Below are 15,270 nucleotides of genomic sequence, written 5' to 3'. Positions count from 1 at the left end.
GCCTCAGGGGGCGTAGCTCACGGTGGGTTCGGTGACGCCGGAGTCGGGCGCGGCCGATCCGGCATCGGCCTTGCCGGCAGTGTTGTCGCCACCGTCTTTTGCCGTGGCCGTGCCGCTGAAGCCGGCGGCGGCACCGCCGCCACCATCGCCGCCGCCACATGCGGCCAACGCGAAGGCCATGACCGAGAGCGCGAGCGGCGCGCGCAAATAAGAAAGCCGTGAATGCATGGAAGAGTCACTCCTGATTTCGCCAAGGCAGTTTGAATGGCCACGACGAACGGCAGTGTCTCCGCCACCGCGCATCAAGGCAACATCGAGCGTACGAAGTCGCTGTGACACAGCGATGTAGTAGCAATGCGAACCTTGGTAAGCACTACCGGAGCAGGTCAGTCAAAAGTTGACCACTGGCCTGAAGCGAAACACACGGTTGCGCGCTTGCCGTTTACCCGCACCTGCTCTTCGTCGAGTTGCGATGCGCTCGAAGGATCGACGTCGAACGCGACGCCGAGTGCGCGCGCCACGTGGGCATCTTCAATGGAAAGCTCCCAGGTCAAAAACAACTGGCTGCAGTCGTTCTCAGGCCCGAAGTCGGCCGCGTCGAAAGTACTGCCGCCGCGCGGCACCACGGCATGAGGTTGGCAGGTGTCGAAGATCAGCACCGTGCCCCGAGCAAGCGGAATGCGATGGCCTGTGGAAGCAAAGTGAACGTCGAGCCCCTTGTCTTCGCTCACGAAGAGATTGCAGAACGCCGCACCGCCATATTGCGCGCCGTCGTGGTGGTAGCGCGCCCCGCGGCAAGCCATGAGCGCGACGTCGCTCGATGCAAGCACATCCGCCAGGCCGAGCGTGCGCGTCCAATCGGCTACCGCCTGCACGCACCGTGCGTAGTCGGGCCAGCGCGCACGTGCCCGCGCCAGCGGCATCGCCTCGACGTCGCCAGGCTCCAGGGCCAGGCGGCCGGAGATCTCGCGCTCCCAATCTGCCGTGAGCCTTGCGGGAGGCTCGGGCACATCGACCATGCCTGAGAGCACGGCATCGCCCACGCTGCGGCTGCGAATGGCGTCGCCGCTGAAGAAGTAGGAGGTCAGCAGGTCTCGCATGTCGCGCTGCGATCAAGGGTGTGGCTCATCGCAGCAGTGTAGTGAGCCGCACTGCAGGGCGCGTTGCGCTACGCGAACTCGATGACTGCCTCTTGCGCGATGTAGGGCACGTAGCGAAAGTCGCGTATGAACGTAATGCCGTCTTCCGAGAACTCGAGCTCGATGAAGTAGCCTGGCCGCACGGCGCCCGGATCGGCAAACGCCGCCAACACCTCGCGTCCATCGAGCCGGCCCGGCACCAGCTTCCAGCCCGCGAGCTTCGAGTAGTTGGTGAAATACAGCGCCACCTCGCGGCGGCCCGCGGCCTTGCGCCGCGACACAAGGTCGAGCCTCACTTCATCGGCGAGCATGGCGCGAACGCCATCCCAGTCGTGCGCATTGAACAGGCTCGCATAGCGCAGCAGCGCCGGCTGAAATGCACGGCCCGACGGCTGCGCGGGTGCGGCCCCCGAGAGTTCGCGCAGTTGCGCGCGCCCGCGATGCAGCGCGGCCTTGACGGCGGGCACGCTCAAATCGAGTTCGCCGGCAATCTCTTCGAGTGAATGGTCGAGCACGTCTTTCAGAATGACGCAACCGCGCTGCGCGGGCGCGAGTTGCAGAAAGCAAGAGATGGCCGCATGCACGGCCTGGTGCCGCGCCAGCGCTTGGTCGGGCTCGAAGGCTTCATCACCGGCAAGGTCCGATGCGGCATCGAGCGGCTCGGCCATGCGATGCACATCGTGCCGCCAGCGGTCGACTGCGCGGTTGTGGGCAATGCGAAACAGCCACGGGCGCAGCGGCGGCAGCTCTTTTTGTTCAGACAGCTGGTAGTAGGCGCGGGCCAGCGTGTCTTGCACCACGTCTTCGCCGTCAGCCACGGAGCCGGTCATGCGCGTGCAGTAGCGATGCAGCTCGGGTCGCACGTCGTCCACCAGCGCCAGAAACTGCCGGCGGGCTTCCTCGAGCGTGCCGAGAATCGACGCCTGCCCGGTGCCGTTCGGTTGCTCCGGTGCAGGTTCTGGGCCTGTGGGTTTATTCGCCGAAGAATCCATAGGAACCGATCTCCTTCATTTCGACGTTGACGGGCGGTGCCTCGCAGCGCTCGCGGATGCCCGCGGTAAACGCCTCGAACGCGGGGAGCGACGTCAGTGCGCTGCTGCCGCCTTCGCTTTCGTACGACACCAGGTGAACAAAACTCACGCCGTCTGCAAGCCGAAAGGTAGCGTAGCGCAGGCCCGCGGGCTTGGCTTGGTGGAGCGCCTCGTACACCGCGCGAACGTAGCCTTCGTTCTCGGCCACGCGATCAGCCTTCACTTTGTATTGCACCATGCGTTTCATGATTGGAGTCCTTTCCTTGTTTCTCAGGCCGGGGCCCGAATGGTTTGCAGTTTTTGGTTTCTGGACGGAAGCCACCACGCGGCAAGTGCAGCCAGTGCCGAAAGCGCAGAGCCGGTACCCATTGCGTACGCGAACCCGTGGCTGAATGCCCCTGGCGACGCAAGGCTGCCGAACTGCGCAAACACCTCGACGAGCAGCGCTATGCCGAACATGCCGCCCAGATAGCGAAACATGTTGAAGGTGCCCGAGGCCTTGCCTATCTCGAGCGGCGCCACCGCGCTCAGCACGGCGTTCTGGGCAGCGGGCATGGCCATCGAGACACCAGCGCCGGCAAGCACCAACGGCGGCACGAGCTGGGCATAGGAAAGATCGGGCGCCGCAACCAGCGCGATCCAGCCGCTGCCAATGGCCTGCAGCAGCACGCCGCACACCACCAGCGGGCGCTCGCCCCAACGGTTTACCAACCCGCCCGCAAAGGGCGCAACCACGAACAGCGTCGCAGTCCACGGCAGCAGGCGCAGCCCCGCACCAAGCGGCCCCGCGCCCTGCGCCTGCAAAAATTGAGGCAAGAAGAACACGGTCGCATACATCGGCGCGTAAAAAAGAAAGCTGGCTGCAATGCCCGCCGAGAAAGCACGCGAGCGGAACAGCCGGAGCGGCAACATGGGTGCCCGTGCCCGCTGCTCCCGCACAACGAATCCAACGGCCAGCACCACGGCCGCGCACAGCCCCCCTGCCACTTCAAGGCTGGCCCAACCGGCCTCATGCCCGCGCGTAAGGCCCCACACCGCCCCAAGCACTGCGCCGGTGGCAAGCAGCACGCCCGAAAAGTCGAGCGCGGCGGCGGGCCCGCGGCTCTCCGGAATGCGGCGCAGCATGAGCGCAACGACGACCACGCCCACAGGAACGTTGATCCAGAAGATCCACGGCCACGCCAGCCCTTCGGCCACCGCGCCGCCGGCGGCCGGCCCGACGATCAGCGCCAGCCCCGTCACGCTGCTGAAGATGCCGAGCGCCTTGGCCCGCATCTCCTTCGGGAAGGCCCCGCTCAGCAACGCCATTGCCAGCGGCATCGCCAGGGCGGCGCCCACACCCTGCAGCGCACGCGCTGCAATCAGCCATGCCGCGCTGGTAGCCGTTGCGCAACCTGCAGAGGCCAGCACGAAGATGGCGACGCCCGTGACCAGCATGCGCCGCCGGCCGAAGCGGTCGCCAAGCGCCGCTCCAGTCATGAGCAGCACCGCAAAGCTCAGGTTGTAGGCGTTGACGATCCATTCGAGCGCCTCGAGCGGGGCATCCAGGTCGAGCCGGATCGCACTCAGCGCGGTCGTGACGACCAAGGCGTCCAGCGCGATCATGAAAGACACCAATGACGCGAGGGCCAGTACCCAGCGTCTTCGGGAGATTTCTTCGGGGGTGTCTTCGGAGTGGAGTGAAGCGGAGGCCATGGTGGTTCCTTGATTGCGGGACATACCACCAGGACGTTTGGGTGGGGCAAAAGGATGCGGTCGGTATTGCATCTTTTCGAGAATGCCGATCCGGCTGCGTCATTGACCACTGACATAGGCCGCGACGATGATCCGGTGCGTTGCGAAATGCCTCGACAAGAATGGAAGCCGCCATGCAATTCAGAGGGAGTTTTTACGCGCTCATGTCCGCAGTCTGCGGCACGCTGCTCATTGCGCTGACGGCCTGCGGCGGCGGAGGCGGGGGCGGAGGCGGCGGTGCCGCTTTGCCGATACTGCCCGCAACGGGTGCGCCGCCCGCCACCACGCCATCGGCTGCTGGCCGAACGGAAACCGTGAGCATCAGCTCTGCAAAAACCGGTGCAACCTACGAACTGCAGATATACCTGCCGCCCTCTTACAGCGGCAGTTCTGCGGCGTTTCCCGTCGTCTATGCGCTGGACGGCGATGCGCTTTATGCCCCCGTCTCGCGCTTCTACAACTTGAAGGAAATACTCGAACGACGCCGCGTCGAAGCCATCCTCGTCGGGATAGGCGGCACCATACGCAGGCAAACCGACTACACCTTTCCCGGTGCCCTTCACTATCATGAGTTTCTCAAGTCGGAGCTGGTGCCGTTCATCGAATCCAGATACCGGGCCGATCCGGGCAAGCGCATCCTCACAGGGCTCTCGCTCAGCGGCAGCATGACGGGCCATGCGCTCTTTCTCGAAGGTGCGAGCGGCACGCTCACTTTCTCGCATTTCCTTTCTTTCGAAGGCTCCTATGGCTTCCAAAAGGACAATACGAACGCCCTCGAGCAGAAGATGTACGACGCGCAGAAAGGCAAGGCCATCAACGCCACGTTGATCCTCGCGCGATGCGGAGACCCTGTGGGCTGCAACTACGTGTGGGTGGGCGAGATGTATGAAAAGCTCCTGCAGCGCGGATACCCCGGCTTGACGCTGGTGGAAAAAACATATTCGACGAACCACGTCGGAGCGGATCTGCCGGCTTTTGAAGATGCGCTTTCGATGATCTTCAAATAGGCCGCAGCCCAGCTTGCAAACAAACGGCCCATCGGCGTTTGGCGCCAGAATGCGCGCATGAGCCAACAGAACGACACGCAGGAGACCGCCGAACACATTCCCTTCGAGGAATTCCGCGAGGGGCTGCCGCACGGGCGCTTTCGGGTCATCGTGAACCCTGCGCTTGTGGTGCCCTTCGTGTCGCACCGCATGCATGCAATGGCACTGGCGCTTGCACTCATCGGCCCGGGCATTGCCGCGGCGCTGGCCGGCTATCCGTGGATTGGCGGGCCGCTGGTGCTGGCCGGCGTGCTGGTGCGGTGGTCCGTCAAGAAGCAGGCGCCGCGCATCCTGCTGCACCTGGCAACGCGCGTGCCTTCGGTCTATGAGCAGGCCGGCGAGCATGGCGTGATGGAAGTGCGCCGCGCCTGAGGAGCAACGCAATGCCAACAGCAAACCTGTACGCCCGACAAGGCGGCGAAGGCCCGGACCTGCTCCTCATGCTGCATGGTATGGGCGCCACCGGGGCCGTGTGGTCGCCCATGTGCGAAATGGCAAACGCCCGGTGGGCCGGGCGCTGGATTGCCGTGGACCTGCCGGGCCACGGCGGCTCGGGCCGGCAAGACTCTTACGCGATTGGCCAAAGCGCCGCAACCGTTGCGCGCGCCGTGTTGCCGCACCTCGACCCTGCTGGCAAGCTGGTGGTGCTCGGGCATTCGCTGGGCGGAGTGATCGGCCTCGCACTGGCCACGGGCTGGTTCGGCGCAATGCCGCATCAGGTCTTTGCGGCGGGCATCAAGATTTCGTGGAACGACGATGAGCTCCGCCGCATGGAAACGCTGGCGTCTCAACCCGCCAAGAAGTTTTCGACAGAAGAAGAAGCCTGGGAGCGATACCTGAAGGTTTCAGGCCTTGCGGCAATTGCCGATGCATCAGCGGCTACCGCTGCAAGAGGCGTAGAGCGCGATACCGGCGGATGGCACCTTGCGATGGACCCCAAGGCCAATGCGGTCGGCAAGCCGCCGCTGACCGAGCTGATGGCGCTGGCGCGCTGCCCGGTGCACCTGGGCCGTGGCGGCAACGATGCCTTGGTGACGCTGGAGCAGACCCGCGCGCTCGACCCCGATGCCCGCGATCTTGGGCCGCACGGCCATAACGTGATGATCGAGGCGCCCGCGCAGGTTTGGGACTGGATGGCAGCGTCCACAAAGGCGCCGCTGGGCGGAACGCCTTCTGAAAATTCGCTGCAAGGGTAATGCGATGGAAGCGCTTTCGTTCAGGCCATTGGCCGAACACGACTTTGCAATGCTCCACGAATGGGTCCGGCGGCCCCACGTGGCCGAATGGTGGAGCGAGCCCAGCACGCTGGAAGAAATAAAGGACGACTACCTTCCCACGCTCGACGGCAGGTCTTCGACCAAGGCGTTCATCGCCACACTCGATGGCGAGCCGATCGGGTTCATCCAGGTCTATGTGGTGCAAGGCTCTGGCGGCGGCTGGTGGGAAGACGAGACGGATGCCGGCGCAAGAGGTATCGACCAGTTCCTGGCAGACGCCGGCCGACTGAACCAGGGCCTGGGCACCGCAATGATCAAGGTGTTCGTCGAGCGTCTCTTTCAAGACCCCGGCGTTTCAAAAGTGCAGACAGACCCCTCGCCCGTCAACGCCCGCGCTATACGCTGCTACCGGAAAGTCGGCTTCAAGGACGTTGGCGAAGTCATGACGCCGGACGGACCTGCGCTGCTCATGCGCTACGAAAGAGCAAACCCGAACTGATGACTGCCTCACTGCCCGAAGAGATCACCCAGCAGACTTCGAATGTGCAAGCCGTGCTCGAGCGCAAGCTCACCGCCATGGTGGCTGCATCGGCCCCGCTGATGGCCGCACTGCGCAACGTTCGTTCGCTTCAACTCCAGTCCTGGTGCATAGGCGCCGGCGCCATCCGCTCGTTGGTGTGGGACATCCTTCACGGCTTCGACCAGCATTCGCCGGTCGACGACATGGACGTCGTCTACTTCGATGCGGATGCGGCGCCGGAGCACGATGCCCATCTCGAAAAGCAGCTTCACTCGGCCATGCCAAACCTCCGTTGGGAGGTAACAAACCAGGCCGGCGTTCATCGCTGGTTCGCCGACGCGCTCGGCCAGGTTGTCGCGCCCATCGCCTCGCTGGAAGAAGGCGTTGCAACGTGGCCCGAATTTGCCACGTGCGTTGGCGTGTACCTGAACGGCGACGGAACGCTGGGCGTCGTTGCTCCGCATGGGCTCGACGACCTCTTCAGGCTGCGCGTTCGGCACAACCCGCAGAGGGCAAGCGCTGCGGCCTACCGGGAGCGTATTCAGGCCAAGCGGTTCGCCGAGCGTTGGCCCCAGCTGTCCATCGAGGCGGCCTGATCCCCGCACCCCGAACATTCAATGGCACTGACACGCGACAACTGGCCCAGCCGGGCAGCCGTACAAGCCTCGTTGGCGGCCCGGTTCAACCTGCCTCCCCTGCCCCCGCCGATTCAAGAGTGGTTTGCCTGGTGCCGCCGCATGGAAGCGCAGACTCTCATGCTGGAGGAGGCTGAATGGCGCGACGGTGACGGCGAGGTGCTTACCGGCTCGGGCGCGGTCGATGTGCCCGGCCTGCTGGCGGAAATGGAAGGCTATCGCTTCATCCTGGATCAGCAGGCAAGCACGCCCGGGCATCTGGTGTGGAGCGACGCCGCGGACACGGGCGACTGGCAGCCGCATTGGGTGGTTCTGCAAAACGCGGGCGGCGACCCGCTGATCGGCGACATCAGCCGGCCGGAGGTGCCGGTGCTGTGGGACTGGCATGGCCAAGGCCACTGGTCACCGCAGCCGCTCTACCCGAGCCTGCAAATGCTGATGGAGCGCATCGAGGTGTACACACCACCACCTGCGACGGGCGTTTCGCCGACGGTCTTCTATACGGTCCACCTCACGGATCTGGGCGACCAGCCGCTGAAGGTACTCACCGCGCTCAAGGCGCATGCCAGCTACAGCCAGTTGGCAGGTGCCAACCTGCTGAAGCTCAAGCACCAGTTGCCGTTGAAGCTGCTGGACGACAACATCAGCGAGAGCTGGAAGGATGAGCTTGTGCGCCGCTTCGAGGCGCTGGGCGCGCGAGTGCAGGTTACCGGGCGGGTTTTTCGCGCGGCGGACCCAGGGAGCTGAACGCCTCCGCCAGCGACAGCACTTGGCCGCAGTTCACCGCCTGGTAGCCCGGCAGCCGGTTTACCGCTTGTTGATAGGCATCGCTGCGCAGAATGTCGAGCATGCGCTGCACGATGGGCGCCGCGAGCGAGCGTTCATCGCACAGCAGAAAGTAGCGCTCCACCTGGTTGGAGATGAAGTCCAGCTTGAACTGCCGCGCCGGCGTTTCCACGCCGTAGCCCGCGTCGGCCATGCCGCTGGCCACGAAGGCCGCCACCGCCGCGTGCGTGAACTCGCATTGCTCGTAGCCCTTGATCGACTCGGGTGCAATGCCCTGCTCGCGCAACTGGAGATCGAACAGGTAGCGCGTGCCTGAACCCGCCTGCCGGTTGATGAAGCGCACATCGGGACGCGCGAGGTCGGCCAGCGAGTAGATCTTTTTCGGGTTGCCGGGCGCCACCATCAGGCCCTGGTGGCGCGTCGCCATGCCGATGACCTTCTGCGTGTCGGCGTTGAGCCAGGCGCCGTAGTGAGTGACGGCTTCGGCCTCGAACGCGCCAAGCGGCACATGAAAGCCCGCCACGTCGCAACTGCCGTGATGCAGCGAGGCCACAGCCTCTTCGCTGCCGCAGTAGCGCAAATCGCCCGGAACCTGCGCCGCGGCCAGGAAGCCGTGCAATGCCTCGATGGCAAAGCCGTGGCTCGCATGAATGCGCAGCAAGTTGGGCGCAGTGGGAATCAGCTTTTCTATTTCAGCGCCCAGTTCGGAGGCCAGCGAATCGAGCAGGGGCGAAAGGCGCGCGGTAATGCGCCGGTCTGCCCACACCAGCTTTTCGCCAAGCGGCGTAAGGCTGGAACCCTTGCCCCGCTGCATGGCCACGAGCGGCTGGCCAAACATGGCTTCGCCCTGGCGGATGAGCTCCCACGCGTGCCGGTAGGACACACCGGCCTCCGTGCAGGCACTTGAGAGGCTGCCGTGCTCCAGCACCTTCACCAGCAGCTCGATCACCCGCGGCGCCAGGGTTGCGCCGTCGGGCTGGCGGATGGTCCATTGCGGCTTGATGTGCACTTCATGCATGGCTTTAGGCTTTTCGAAGCATATTTAATGGGCTGGTCGCCTCATATTGTGGCACTTGATGCTGCTCCATACACTCGCGCAACCACGGGTATGGCAACTCCGAAATTAGGAGATTGAAAGCATATGACAGAGACAACACATACGGCAGAACCGGGCATCGCGGCATCCATTGCCGCCGCGCACAAGGACGTGCCCGGCGGGCTGCTGCCCGCGCTGCACGGCATACAAGACGCGCTGGGCTACGTGCCGCCCGATGCGGTGCCGCTCGTGGCCGAGCAGTTCAACCTGTCGCGCGCCGAGGTGCATGGCGTGGTCAGCTACTACCACCACTTTCGCTCTGCGCCGGCGGGCCGGCTGCTGGTGCAGGTCTGCCGGGCCGAAGCCTGCAAGGCCATGGGTGCGGACGCGCTGCTGGCGCATGCCGAGCAACGGCTGGGCTGCGGCGTGCATGGCACCTCGGCCGACGGCCAGTACTCGCTGGAGCCGGTGTTCTGCCTTGGCCTGTGCGCCTCGTCGCCGTCCATTGCAATCAACGACGAAGTGCACGCCCGCATCACGCCGGCGCTGTTCGACGAAATCGTCGAGGAAGCGCGGCAAGCCTCATGACCACCACCGTTTATGTTCCCCGCGACTCCGCCGCATTGGCGGTGGGCGCCGACCGCGTGGCCCGGCAGATTGCAGCCGAAGCGCTTGCGCGCAACCTGCCGGTGCGCATTGTGCGCAACGGCTCGCGCGGCCTCTTCTGGCTCGAAACACTGGTCGAAGTGCAAACACCGCAAGGCCGCGTCGCCTATGGCCCGGTCACGCGCGCCGACGTGGCCGGCCTGTTCGACGCAGGTTTTCTTGGCGGCGGCGCGCATGCGCTGAACCAAGGCCTGACGGAAGAGATTGCCTACCTGAAGAAGCAGGAACGCCTGACCTTTGCCCGCATGGGCGTGACCGACCCGGTATCGGTGGCCGATTACGAGGCGCACGAAGGCTTTGCGGGGCTGCGCCGGTCGCTGGCGATGGCGCCGACGGATATCGTGCAGCAAGTGCTCGACTCCGGATTGCGCGGCCGCGGCGGCGCCGCCTTTCCGGCCGGCATCAAGTGGAAGACGGTGCTGGCCGCGCAGGCGCGCCAGAAGTACATCGTCTGCAATGCGGACGAAGGCGACTCGGGCACCTTCTCGGACCGCATGACGATGGAAGGCGATCCGCTCATGCTGGTCGAAGGCATGGCCATTGCGGGCATCGCGACGGGCGCGACCGAGGGCTACATCTACGTGCGGTCGGAATACCCGCATGCCATTGCCACGCTGAACGAGGCCATCCGCAATGCGGAGCAGGCGGGTTTTCTGGGCGACGACATCCTGGGCTCGGGCCGCAGCTTTCGCTTGATCGTGCGCAAGGCCGCGGGTGCCTACGTGTGCGGCGAAGAAACCGCGCTGCTCGAAAGCCTGGAAGGCCGCCGCGGCATCGTGCGCGCCAAGCCGCCGCTGCCGGCATTGCAGGGGCTTTTCGGCCAGCCCACGGTCATCAACAACGTGATCACGCTGGCGTCGGTTCCCCTCATCCTGGCGCGCGGGGCCGACTTCTACAAGCACTACGGTGTGGGCCGCTCGCGCGGCACGCTGCCGTTTCAGCTGGCCGGAAACATCCGGCACGGGGGCCTCGTCGAAAAGGCGTTCGGCCTCACGCTGCGCGAGCTCCTGTACGACTTTGGCGGCGGCAGCGCGAGCGGCCGGCCGATCAAGGCGGTGCAGGTCGGCGGGCCGCTGGGCGCCTACGTGCCCGAATCGCAATGGGACCTGCCGCTCGACTACGAGGCCTATGCCGCCGTAGGCGCGGTGGTGGGCCATGGCGGCATCGTGGTGCACGACGACACGGCCGACATGTCGCAGCTGGCCCGCTACGCCATGGAGTTCTGCGCCATCGAATCGTGCGGCAAATGCACGCCGTGCCGCATCGGCTCCACGCGCGGTGTGGAAGTGATCGACAAGATCACGAGCAACCAGAACCGGCCGCAGCAGGTCATTTTGCTGCGCGACCTGTGCGACACCATGCTGCACGGCTCGCTCTGCGCCATGGGCGGCATGACGCCCTACCCGGTGCTGTCGGCCATCAATCACTACCCGGAGGACTTCGGCATCGAAGCCCCCGACCGCGCCGCGGCATGACCGACGAGACGAACAGGAGACACATCCCATGCTGAACCCATCGCAAGACATCGACTACGGCACGCCCAGGCGCGAGTCCACCGAAGAAGTCACGCTCGAAATCGACGGCATGCCGGTGACGGTGGCCAAGGGCACTTCGCTGATGCGCGCCGCGGTGGACGCGGGCGTGCAGGTGCCCAAGCTGTGCGCCACCGACAGCCTGGAGCCCTTCGGCTCGTGCCGGCTGTGCCTGGTGGAGATCGACGGGCGCAAGGGCTACCCAGCGTCTTGCACCACGCCGGCAGAGGCCGGCATGAAGGTGCGCACGCAAAGCCCCAGGCTGCAGGAGCTGCGCAAGGGCGTGATGGAGCTGTACATCTCCGACCATCCGCTCGACTGCCTTACCTGCGCGGCCAACGGCGACTGCGAACTGCAGGACATGGCCGGCGTGACCGGGCTGCGCAACGTGCGCTACGGGTATGACGGCGCCAACCACCTGAAGAGCGCCAAGGACGAGTCCAACCCCTATTTCACCTACGATCCGTCCAAGTGCATCGTGTGCAACCGCTGCGTGCGTGCCTGCGAAGAAACGCAGGGCACCTTCGCGCTCACCATCAGCGGGCGCGGCTTCGAGTCGCGCGTATCGCCGGGCCAGGACCAGCCCTTCATGGAATCCGAATGCGTGAGCTGCGGCGCCTGCGTGCAGGCCTGCCCCACCGCCACGCTGCAAGAAAAGTCGGTCATCTGGCTGGGCCAGGCCGAGCACAGCGCCATTACCACCTGCGCCTACTGCGGCGTGGGCTGCGGCTTCAAGGCCGAGATGAAGGGCAATGAAGTGGTGCGCATGGTGCCGTGGAAGGACGGCAAAGCCAACGAAGGCCACTCCTGCGTGAAGGGCCGCTTTGCCTGGGGCTACGCCACCCACAAGGACCGCGTGCTCAAGCCCATGATCCGCAGCAAGATCACCGACCCGTGGCAAGAGGTGAGCTGGGAAGAAGCCGTCAACTATGCCGCCAGCGAGTTCCGCCGCATCCAGGCCAAGTACGGCACCGACTCCATCGGCGGGCTCGTGTCGTCGCGCTGCACCAACGAGGAAGGCTACCTGGTGCAAAAGCTGGTGCGCGCGGCCTTCGGCAACAACAACGTCGACACCTGCGCGCGCGTGTGCCATTCGCCCACAGGCTATGGGTTGAAGCAGACCATGGGCGAATCGGCCGGCACGCAGACCTTCAAGTCGGTGGAAAAGTCGGACGTGATCATGGTGATCGGCGCCAATCCGTCAGACGGCCACCCGGTGTTCGCATCGCGCATGAAAAAGCGCCTGCGCGCCGGTGCGCGGCTGATCGTGGTCGATCCGCGCACCATCGACCTGGTGAGGTCGCCGCACGTCAAGGCCGACTATCACCTCAAGCTCAAGCCCGGCACCAACGTGGCGGTCATCAGCGCCATGGCGCACGTGATCGTGACCGAAGGGCTGGTCGACGAAGCCTTCGTGGCCGAACGCTGCGAGCCCAAGTCGTTCAATGAATGGCGCGAATTTGTCGCCCGCCCAGCCAACTCGCCCGAGGCCATGGAAGAAGTGACCGGCGTGCCGGCCGCCGACCTGCGCGCCGCGGCGCGGCTGTTCGCCCAGGGCCATGACGGCAAGCGCAATGCCGCCATCTACTACGGTCTGGGCGTGACGGAGCACAGCCAGGGCTCGACCATGGTGATGGGCATTGCCAACCTGGCCATGGCCACGGGCAACGTGGGCCGCGAGGGCGTGGGCGTGAACCCGCTGCGCGGCCAGAACAACGTGCAGGGCTCGTGCGACATGGGCTCGTTTCCGCATGAGCTGCCGGGCTACCGCCATGTGTCCGACAGCACCGCGCGCGGCAGCTTCGAGTCGGCCTGGGGCGTGGAGCTGCGGCCCGAGCCGGGCCTGCGCATTCCCAACATGTTCGATGCCGCCATTACCGGCAGCTTCAAGGGCCTGTACTGCGAAGGCGAAGACGTGGTGCAGTCGGACCCGAACACCCAGCACGTGGCCGAGGCCATGATGGCGATGGAGTGCATCGTGGTGCAAGACCTGTTCCTGAACGAGACGGCCAAGTACGCCCACGTGTTCTTGCCGGGTGCGTCGTTCCTGGAGAAAGACGGCACCTTCACCAACGCCGAACGGCGCATCTCGCGCGTCACCAAGGTCATGCCGCCCAAGGCGGGCTATGCCGACTGGGAGGTGACGCAGCTGCTCTCCAACGCGCTGGGCTACCCCATGAACTATTCGAGCGCGGAAGAAATCATGAACGAGATCGCCGCGCTCACGCCCACCTTCACGGGGGTGAGCTACGCCAAGCTGGCAAAGCTGGGCAGCGTGCAGTGGCCCTGCAACGATGCCGCGCCCGAAGGCACGCCGACCATGCACATCGACGAGTTCGTGCGCGGCAAGGGCAAGTTCATCATCACGCAGTACGTGCCCACCGACGAGAAGGTCACGCGCATGTACCCGCTGATATTGACCACCGGGCGCATCCTCTCGCAGTACAACGTGGGCGCGCAGACCCGCCGCACCGAGAACAACCAGTGGCACAGCGAAGACCGGCTCGAGATCCATCCGGCCGACGCGGAGGACCGCGGCATTGCGGAAGGCGACTGGGTGGGCATACGGAGCCGCGCCGGCGAAACCGTGCTGCGGGCCACCATCACCGAGCGCGTGCAGCCGGGCGTGGTGTACACCACCTTCCACTTCCCGGAATCGGGCGCCAACGTGATCACCACAGACAACTCCGACTGGGCCACCAACTGCCCCGAATTCAAGGTGACCGCGGTGCAGGTGATGCCGGTGATGCAGCCTTCGGAATGGCAGCAGGAGTACAGCCGCTTCAACGCGCTGCAGGAAGAACTGCTGAACAAGCGGCTCGGCGAAGCGGCGGAAACAGCGGTGGCCAAATGAACCTGGCCGACATACCGCTGCGACCCGGAGGCGCCGAGTTGCTGCCCGTGCGCGGCGTGCGGGCACGGCAGGCTTTCGACAACCGCGACTGGGTGGCCGTGGAGGTGCCGGTTGCGCTGGAGTTCAACGGCATTGCGCACGCGGTCATGCTTGCAACGCCCACCGACCTGCCCGACTTCGCGCTCGGCTTTGCGCTCAGCGAGGGCATCCTGCTGGGGCGCAATGAACTCTATGGCATTGAGGAAGAGTACGCGCCCGAGGGCATCACCCTCAAGCTCGAAGTCGCAAGCGCGGCTTTCGCGCGGCTGAAGGAGCGCCGCCGCTCGATGGCCGGCCGCACCGGCTGCGGGCTTTGCGGCACCGAAAGCCTGGCGCATGTTGCGCGCACGCTGCCGGCTTTGCCGCCGGGCCCCTCGCTATCGAAGAGCGCCGTCGCCCGCGGCATGCGGGAGCTTGCATCGCTGCAGGTGCTGCAGAAGGTGACGGGCGCAGTGCACGCGGCGGCCTGGTGCACCGCAGAAGGCGAGGCCCTGCTGGTGCGTGAAGACGTCGGCCGGCACAACGCGCTCGACAAGCTGGTGGGTGCGCTTGCCAAGAGCACGTTGGCCGCTTCCACAGGCTTCATCGCCGTGACAAGCCGCGCGAGTTTCGAGATGGTGCAAAAGACTGTTGCGGCCGGGGTGCCGCTGCTGGCCGCGGTGTCGGCGTCGACCTCGATGGCCACCGCAGTCGCGCAGGAAACCGGCCTGACGCTGGCGGGCTTCGTGCGCGGCGACGACCTGGTCATCTACACGCATCCGGGGCGGCTGAACGGCTCGCCCGCCAACGCCGGAGGTTTTCAGCAATGCATGTAGACCAGCTGATTCGCATGGTGAACCAGATGGGCAGCTTCTTCGAAGCCATGCCCGACCGCGCGGAGGCCTTGCAAGATCTTGCGCTGCACCTCAAGCGCTTTTGGGAGCCGCGCATGCGCAGGGAACTGCTCGCGCACCTGGATGCGGATGGAAGCGGGGCGTTGAACCCGGTGTCGGCCGAGGCGATTCGCGTTCACCGGGCGCTGCTCGAATAGCACCG

General features: G+C 65.4%; 17 protein-coding genes. 11 read left to right on the top strand and 6 right to left on the bottom strand.

Features of this window, described 5'->3' with window-relative positions; all coding sequences use genetic code 11:
* Positions 1 to 3: 3 nt before the first annotated feature.
* The 5 genes from QHG62_RS22635 to QHG62_RS22615 form a co-directional block, all read right to left on the bottom strand.
* Positions 4 to 228, bottom strand: coding sequence for a hypothetical protein (locus tag QHG62_RS22635; protein WP_281147881.1), 225 nt, complete (start codon positions 226 to 228; stop codon positions 4 to 6).
* A 158-nt stretch (positions 229 to 386) separates the two neighbouring features.
* Positions 387 to 1,100, bottom strand: a complete 714-nt coding sequence (locus QHG62_RS22630) for a hypothetical protein (protein ID WP_281147880.1) — start codon at positions 1,098 to 1,100, stop codon at positions 387 to 389.
* Positions 1,101 to 1,168: 68 nt separating this feature from the next.
* On the bottom strand, positions 1,169 to 2,131 hold the full coding sequence (locus QHG62_RS22625) for an RNA polymerase sigma factor (RefSeq protein WP_281147879.1): 963 nt from the start codon (positions 2,129 to 2,131) through the stop codon (positions 1,169 to 1,171).
* Positions 2,112 to 2,417 carry a hypothetical protein gene (locus QHG62_RS22620; RefSeq protein WP_281147878.1) on the bottom strand — a complete coding sequence of 102 codons (306 nt, stop codon included), beginning with the start codon at positions 2,415 to 2,417 and terminating at the stop codon, positions 2,112 to 2,114. Before QHG62_RS22620 ends, QHG62_RS22625 begins: the two co-directional genes overlap by 20 nt.
* Before the next feature lie 23 nt (positions 2,418 to 2,440).
* Positions 2,441 to 3,865: an MFS transporter gene (locus QHG62_RS22615; protein WP_281147877.1), complete on the bottom strand. Its 1,425-nt coding sequence runs from the start codon at positions 3,863 to 3,865 to the stop codon at positions 2,441 to 2,443.
* Positions 3,866 to 4,068: 203 nt separating this feature from the next.
* On the opposite strand from QHG62_RS22615, the gene QHG62_RS22610 reads away from it, so the two are divergent.
* From QHG62_RS22610 to QHG62_RS22585, 6 genes are all read left to right on the top strand, one after another.
* On the top strand, positions 4,069 to 4,911 hold the full coding sequence (locus tag QHG62_RS22610) for an alpha/beta hydrolase (RefSeq protein ID WP_281147876.1): 843 nt from the start codon (positions 4,069 to 4,071) through the stop codon (positions 4,909 to 4,911).
* A gap of 57 nt (positions 4,912 to 4,968) precedes the next feature.
* On the top strand, positions 4,969 to 5,322 hold the full coding sequence (locus tag QHG62_RS22605) for a hypothetical protein (RefSeq protein ID WP_281147875.1): 354 nt from the start codon (positions 4,969 to 4,971) through the stop codon (positions 5,320 to 5,322).
* Between the two features lie 11 nt (positions 5,323 to 5,333).
* Positions 5,334 to 6,146 (top strand): alpha/beta fold hydrolase, encoded by an 813-nt coding sequence (locus QHG62_RS22600; protein ID WP_281147874.1) that lies wholly within the window; start codon positions 5,334 to 5,336, stop codon positions 6,144 to 6,146.
* A 4-nt stretch (positions 6,147 to 6,150) separates the two neighbouring features.
* Entirely contained in the window at positions 6,151 to 6,666 is a 516-nt protein-coding gene (locus QHG62_RS22595) for a GNAT family N-acetyltransferase (protein ID WP_281147873.1), read from the top strand.
* 77 nt (positions 6,667 to 6,743) lie between these two features.
* The gene (locus tag QHG62_RS22590; RefSeq protein ID WP_281151778.1) at positions 6,744 to 7,283 is read left to right on the top strand and encodes a nucleotidyltransferase family protein; all 540 of its coding nucleotides are present in this window, start codon (positions 6,744 to 6,746) and stop codon (positions 7,281 to 7,283) included.
* Positions 7,284 to 7,424: 141 nt separating this feature from the next.
* On the top strand, positions 7,425 to 8,069 hold the full coding sequence (locus QHG62_RS22585; RefSeq protein ID WP_281147872.1) for a hypothetical protein: 645 nt from the start codon (positions 7,425 to 7,427) through the stop codon (positions 8,067 to 8,069).
* Here QHG62_RS22585 and QHG62_RS22580 read toward each other — a convergent pair.
* A complete protein-coding gene (locus QHG62_RS22580) occupies positions 8,029 to 9,126 on the bottom strand; it encodes a substrate-binding domain-containing protein (RefSeq protein WP_281147871.1) in 1,098 nt (365 codons plus the stop codon). The two genes, QHG62_RS22585 and QHG62_RS22580, sit on opposite strands and share 41 nt — an antisense overlap.
* Before the next feature lie 123 nt (positions 9,127 to 9,249).
* Between QHG62_RS22580 and QHG62_RS22575 the strand changes: the two genes are divergently transcribed.
* The 5 genes from QHG62_RS22575 to QHG62_RS22555 are packed head-to-tail and all read left to right on the top strand — an operon-like array spanning position 9,250 to position 15,265.
* Positions 9,250 to 9,732: a formate dehydrogenase subunit gamma gene (locus QHG62_RS22575; protein WP_281147870.1), complete on the top strand. Its 483-nt coding sequence runs from the start codon at positions 9,250 to 9,252 to the stop codon at positions 9,730 to 9,732.
* Positions 9,729 to 11,285, top strand: a complete 1,557-nt coding sequence (locus QHG62_RS22570) for a formate dehydrogenase beta subunit (protein WP_281147869.1) — start codon at positions 9,729 to 9,731, stop codon at positions 11,283 to 11,285. The genes QHG62_RS22575 and QHG62_RS22570 overlap by 4 nt, the downstream gene beginning before the upstream one ends.
* Before the next feature lie 28 nt (positions 11,286 to 11,313).
* Entirely contained in the window at positions 11,314 to 14,196 is a 2,883-nt protein-coding gene (gene fdhF, locus QHG62_RS22565) for a formate dehydrogenase subunit alpha (RefSeq protein WP_281147868.1), read from the top strand.
* On the top strand, positions 14,193 to 15,050 hold the full coding sequence (gene fdhD, locus QHG62_RS22560) for a formate dehydrogenase accessory sulfurtransferase FdhD (protein WP_281147867.1): 858 nt from the start codon (positions 14,193 to 14,195) through the stop codon (positions 15,048 to 15,050). Before fdhF ends, fdhD begins: the two co-directional genes overlap by 4 nt.
* Positions 15,041 to 15,265: a formate dehydrogenase subunit delta gene (locus QHG62_RS22555; RefSeq protein WP_258503981.1), complete on the top strand. Its 225-nt coding sequence runs from the start codon at positions 15,041 to 15,043 to the stop codon at positions 15,263 to 15,265. Before fdhD ends, QHG62_RS22555 begins: the two co-directional genes overlap by 10 nt.
* The last annotated feature ends 5 nt before the right edge of the window (positions 15,266 to 15,270 follow it).

The organism is Variovorax paradoxus (genome assembly GCF_029919115.1).
Classification (GTDB): Bacteria; Pseudomonadota; Gammaproteobacteria; order Burkholderiales; family Burkholderiaceae_C; genus Variovorax; species Variovorax paradoxus_O.
Note: the sequence above shows the minus strand (reverse complement) of the source record. Positions and strands in the feature narration are given on the sequence as shown.